General features: G+C 53.9%; 5 protein-coding genes and 1 pseudogene. All 6 read left to right on the top strand.

Annotated features, from left to right (window positions below):
• Positions 1-113: 113 nt before the first annotated feature.
• The gene (locus tag TX24_RS30030; RefSeq protein ID WP_157255592.1) at positions 114-356 is read left to right on the top strand and encodes a TnsA endonuclease C-terminal domain-containing protein; all 243 of its coding nucleotides are present in this window, start codon (positions 114-116) and stop codon (positions 354-356) included.
• Positions 353-2,266, top strand: coding sequence for a Mu transposase C-terminal domain-containing protein (locus TX24_RS30025; protein ID WP_057712107.1), 1,914 nt, complete (start codon positions 353-355; stop codon positions 2,264-2,266). The genes TX24_RS30030 and TX24_RS30025 overlap by 4 nt, the downstream gene beginning before the upstream one ends.
• Positions 2,263-3,150, top strand: a complete 888-nt coding sequence (locus TX24_RS30020) for a TniB family NTP-binding protein (RefSeq protein WP_057712106.1) — start codon at positions 2,263-2,265, stop codon at positions 3,148-3,150. Before TX24_RS30025 ends, TX24_RS30020 begins: the two co-directional genes overlap by 4 nt.
• 56 nt (positions 3,151-3,206) lie before the next feature.
• Positions 3,207-3,506 (top strand): annotated as a pseudogene (locus TX24_RS33035) (hypothetical protein); the annotation flags it as partial.
• Positions 3,415-3,624, top strand: a complete 210-nt coding sequence (locus TX24_RS32715) for a hypothetical protein (protein WP_244175968.1) — start codon at positions 3,415-3,417, stop codon at positions 3,622-3,624. The pseudogene TX24_RS33035 and the gene TX24_RS32715, both read left to right, overlap by 92 nt.
• 119 nt (positions 3,625-3,743) lie before the next feature.
• Positions 3,744-4,217, top strand: coding sequence for a hypothetical protein (locus TX24_RS32710; protein WP_244175967.1), 474 nt, complete (start codon positions 3,744-3,746; stop codon positions 4,215-4,217).
• The last annotated feature ends 761 nt before the right edge of the window (positions 4,218-4,978 follow it).

The following is a 4,978-nucleotide window of genomic DNA, read 5'->3' as shown; positions in this document are numbered from 1 at the left end:
TGGGGTGTGCGCCCAGTCAGAAACTGCGAGCCCGCTGGGCCAGTGACACTGAACCCTGAGAAAGAAACGACTATGAAACAAGCAGCTTAAAACGAAGAACAGTGACAACTACCTTGAAAAACACCGACCGCTACAAAGCGATGGACTTCTCACGTGAGGAGAGTGAATGGGTTGTTCAAACGGTTCGTGAGGCCGGATCAGTGCCGGTGCACTACTTGCTGGCGATTCATTTTGCCGGCATCTACCGCGGGCGCGGCATCAGTCACATCTGGTACCTGATCGCGACGCGTCAGCTCGACTGCGACATCCGTCAGCCGCTAAACGATTTTCTCGATGTCTGGATCCCCTCGCCATGAACAAGACAAATACTCACGAGGAAAAACCTCAGGCTTTTGTGCCTGATCGCGCACGTGTTTCCCTCGAGCGAAATGCGTTTGTTCGTTATGGCGAAGACGTCTACCGAATCAACCAGGTACTGGACTTCAAGACGGTGGTTGGAATTGATGTATACAGCGGTCGCGCCTCGGCCTTGCCGGTTGAAGGCCTCAAACCGGTTGCCCAGGAGCGACTGGACGGCCTCTATGTCAATTACGACACGGAAAGCATCACTGAAGAGCAATGGGCGATTGCGAAGAAGCGATTTGAGGCCATTGAGCCATTGCTTGGAGACGTTGTTCGAACCAAGGTCGAGATCAAGGCTCGCGCGATGCTGTACCAGGTGGACAGTGCGACTATCTACCGCTGGATGGACCGTTACAAAAGCTGGGGAGAGTTGTTGGCCCTAATTCCAAGAAAACGCGGCTGGCAGGCTGGCACCGTCCGTATTCCAGCCGAGGCCGATGCGCTCATCGATGAGGTGATTCACGATTATTATCTCAGCAAGACACGTCCCACTGTCAGCAAAGCGGTCAGTGAATTTCGCATTCGTGCCGAAGCACGCGGTGTTCCCATGGTGGCTGAGTCGACTATTCGTCAGCGTATCGGCCGTATCACTGATAAGCAGTTTCTTCGTGGTCGGGGATTTGCAGATAAAGCTCGCAACGCATACACCCCTTCCCCAGGCGCGTTTCCCGGCGCCGAGTACCCGCTCGCGGTCGTCCAGATTGACCATACGCCGATCGATGTAATGGTCGTCGACGACGTGCATCGTAAATCCATCGGGCGTCTCTGGCTGACACTGGCCATCGACGTGCATTCAAGAATGATCACGGGTTACTACCTGGCGATCGACGCGCCCTCAGTAATCTCCGTCGCCATGTGCGTGGCGCATTCGATTATTCCCAAGGAAGAGTGGTTGCTTGCGCACGGCATCGAAGGTGATTGGCCTGTCTGGGGCTTTCCTCGCATTTTGCACAGCGACAACGGTGCTGACTTCCGATCTGAAAGCCTGCGCAGGTCCTGCTCTAACTACGGGATTGAGAACCGATTCCGCCCCATCAAACGGCCAAAGTACGGCGGTCATATCGAGCGGCTGATGGGTAAGTTTATGCAAGCCATTCATGGCCTGCCCGGCACCACTTTTAGCAATATCCAGCAGCGCGAGGGCATCGACTCCGACGCCCAGGCGGCGCTGACCGTTTCGGAATTTGAAGTCTGGCTGGTGCGTGAAATTCTCAAGTACAACGCCAAGTATCACTCAAAGATCTTTATGAGTCCGCTCCACAAGTGGAATGTCGGCATTTTTGGAGGGCGTGATGACGCTCCAGCGATTGGCATGCCTCCGCGGCCAGCAGACGCTTTCACCATTCAACGAGACTTCCTGCCCGCTTATGAGCGAACCGTCCAGCACTACGGCGTGGAGCTCGATGTGACGTACTACTCCGAAGCGCTGAGACCGTGGATAAACGCCAAGGACGAGTCGGGTAAGACGCGCAAATTTATCTTTCGGCGTGATCCACGCGATATCAGCCAACTCTGGTTTTACGACCCCCACCTGAAGCAGTACTTCAAGATCCCGGTGGCCAATCAGTCCTTCCCGGCGACCAGTGTGTGGGAGTTTCGCGCAGCCAAGAAGCAGGCCGTCGAGCGAGGGCTGGCCAATATCGACGATGACCTCATCAAGCGGCTGATCATGGAGAACCGCGAGCTGGTGGAAAGCGCTAAGACCCACACCAAAAAGACGCGTCGATTGGCCCAGCGACAGAAAATCCATCAAACAAACAAAACGCCCGCTGCTCCAGTACCCCTAGAGCCAAAAACGATCGTTCCCCGCGATTTGTTGGGATTGCTCGACGATATGGACGAGGTGTTTGAGGAAATCCTATGAGCGATTACTCGCACATTCATCCAGATTTTCGTGCCGTCATGAGCCTGTCTGATGAGGAACGCATCCGGTTTATTCAGGAGCCCAGGTGGATTGGGTACCCCGCCGCGCACGAAATAATTAGTGCCATGAGGGCGCTACTGACGATCCCCTCTCGTCCACGAATGCCTAATCTGTTGCTGGTCGGGGATTCCAACAATGGCAAGACGACCATTATTCGGCGATTTGTGGAGCTGTACGGTCAAGGCTATGTGAACGTCCAGAGTGAGCCTGTCAAACCCGTAATTTTGGTGGAGTCTCCCCCGGCGGCTGATGAGAAAGGGCTCTACATCTCGATTCTTGAGAGTTTTTGGGCGCCTTACCGTGCAAGTGATGCCACAGCAAAATTGCGCTACCAGGTGGTTCATATGTTCCGCTCGTGCCATGTTCGCCTGTTGGTGATCGATGAGTTTCATTCGCTCCTGACCGGCTCGGCGATCAAGCAAAGGGAAGTCATGAACGCTCTCAAGCTGCTGTGTAACACCCTGGCCATACCGATAGTAGGTGTGGGCACATCTGATGCCGTTCGGGTGCTGCACACCGATCCGCAGCACGCCAGTCGTTTTGATGTGGTCTCGCTTCGCCGGTGGGAGCCATCTCCTGAGTTTCAGCGCCTGATCAAATCGTTCGAATCGATTCTGCCACTGCAGCAAGCATCTGGTTTGAGTAAGCCTGAGCTGGCTTTGGCCCTTCATTCAATTTCAGGTGGTAACACTGGGGATCTGCATCGATTGCTAATGGAGTGCGCCAAAGATGCCATTGTTTCGGGTAGTGAAAAGATCACCAAAGCAACAATTGAGAAGCACGCATGGCTTCGGCCTACGCGCGGGATTAGGGAGAGAGTTTGAATCCTTGGCCGCTTTATCAACCTATCCAGGACGGCGAATTGTTTTCTTCCTGGTTGGTGCGTAATGCGCTTGCTCATGGCTGCTCACCGTTAGCGTTCAGCGGGGCGCTTTGGCCAGGGGTACGGATTTGGGCGACAGATGTTGATAGCGGTATGAAACCCTCACTCCTAGAACGTCTGACTAGTGATGATTTCCCAAATGTCGCGGTGGCTGCCAGGCGTTTTCTTACGGACTTGAATTGCGTTTCGAACGCTGAGATTGGACATGGAAACGCTCGATGGATTCTTTCGCTGGGCTACCGCAATCGGCGACATCGCTGTGGCCTGCAATATTGCCCATCCTGCTTTGAGGAAGGTATTCCGTATTTCCGATGCCACTGGCGATTTGCATGGCACACAGGTTGTCTCCGACACGGTAACTGCCTTCTCAGTCGATGCCTGCAATGCCATACCCCCATTCAACCACAGCTGTTGAAGCCGCCAGCGATCGATTGCTCGGTTTGCCATGCTTGTGGTGGATATCTCGGTTTCGGATTGCACAACAGGGTTTGTTTGACTGGTGCCTTGCAACTGCAGTCCGTCGCGGACCATGAAATGAATTTTGGAAGCGCAGCTTTTGCAGCTGGCGAGTGGTTCGAATATGCCTACCTATTGTTGGGGATTTTGCGCTACGCCATGCGAAGCCAGAGTGGCCCAACGCTGCGTATGCTGAGCTCGTTGGGGGTAGAAATCGAACCACACCATCAGATTTACTCAGGCCTGCCTCTAGAACTTTTAGAGGTAAGTGAGCGAATGCAGCTTATGGCATTGCTTGCTCCATTGGTTGCTTACCCTCCTGTCGTTGTGGTGCAAGCGATCACTGAGTACAAACTCCCAATTTCGGTGTTTGGAACGCATGTGAGCAAAACCTTCATAGGTACGGTTGCTCGATCTCTAATTTCAGCGACGACTGTTCGCGCACACAAACAATACACTTTCAGCAAATCCCGCCTGCCTGCGGATCGATCTGTTGTTGAGCGTGAATGGCTTCGACTTCAACGAAAAATCTTTGCCTATGGTCATCTCTGAACATCCGACCGACTGCGATCAATGCGGTAGGGCCATGACAAAAGCCAAGAAGGTCCATGCGGGCAACCGGTATTGCGGGACATGCTATGCGCGCCTGTTTAAGCGGCGTCTTTGCTCTGGATGCGGAAACTATTCTCGCCTGCCCATATTCGATGCCAAGGCTGTTTGTAGCCGATGCGTAATTGCACGACCCTGCGTGCGCTGTGGAAGACTAGGTCGTCCGGTTGGAAAGCTGACGGACTATGGCCCAGCATGTAATTCCTGCGCCCATTACTTTAATGTCCCGGAGCCCTGCGAGCGGTGTTCTGTTCTATCCACGCGTCTCGTACGTACAGCTTTCGACTCTCAAATGATCAAGTGTTGCCCTCGGTGCGCTCGATTGTCTGCCCGAACCTGCCCTATGTGCCGCCACCATCGCTTCCTAGTGCTACAGGTGGATGGCAGGGAGTTCTGTCGGCGTTGCGCCGAGTCCAATAATGCGAAATGTTCTAAATGTGATACGGGTATTCCTGGAGGCCGAGGCTCTGAATGTGAAAGTTGTTATTGGTCGAGGACGTTCGATAAACGCCTGACGCTCGACGCCAATGCGCTCCGTACCGATCCCGTGATCAACGAGTATCTGGCGTTTGGCTCGTGCGGTGTTTTTCAAGGTAGTTGTCACTGTTCTTCGTTTTAAGCTGCTTGTTTCATAGTCGTTTCTTTCTCAGGGTTCAGTGTCACTGGCCCAGCGGGCTCGCAGTTTCTGACTGGGCGCACACCCC

Origin of the sequence: Pseudomonas lactis, assembly GCF_001439845.1 — a bacterium.
Taxonomy (GTDB): domain Bacteria; phylum Pseudomonadota; class Gammaproteobacteria; order Pseudomonadales; family Pseudomonadaceae; genus Aquipseudomonas; species Aquipseudomonas lactis.
Note: the sequence above shows the minus strand (reverse complement) of the source record. Positions and strands in the feature narration are given on the sequence as shown.

Bases quoted from the DNA above. Each gene is read 5' to 3' on its own strand.
- TX24_RS30020 (WP_057712106.1), top strand. From the start codon at position 2,263: ATGAGCGATTACTCGCACATTCATCCAGATTTTCGTGCCGTCATGAGC.
- TX24_RS32710 (WP_244175967.1), top strand. From the start codon at position 3,744: ATGAATTTTGGAAGCGCAGCTTTTGCAGCTGGCGAGTGGTTCGAATAT.
- TX24_RS30025 (WP_057712107.1), top strand. From the start codon at position 353: ATGAACAAGACAAATACTCACGAGGAAAAACCTCAGGCTTTTGTGCCT.
- TX24_RS32715 (WP_244175968.1), top strand. From the start codon at position 3,415: ATGGAAACGCTCGATGGATTCTTTCGCTGGGCTACCGCAATCGGCGAC.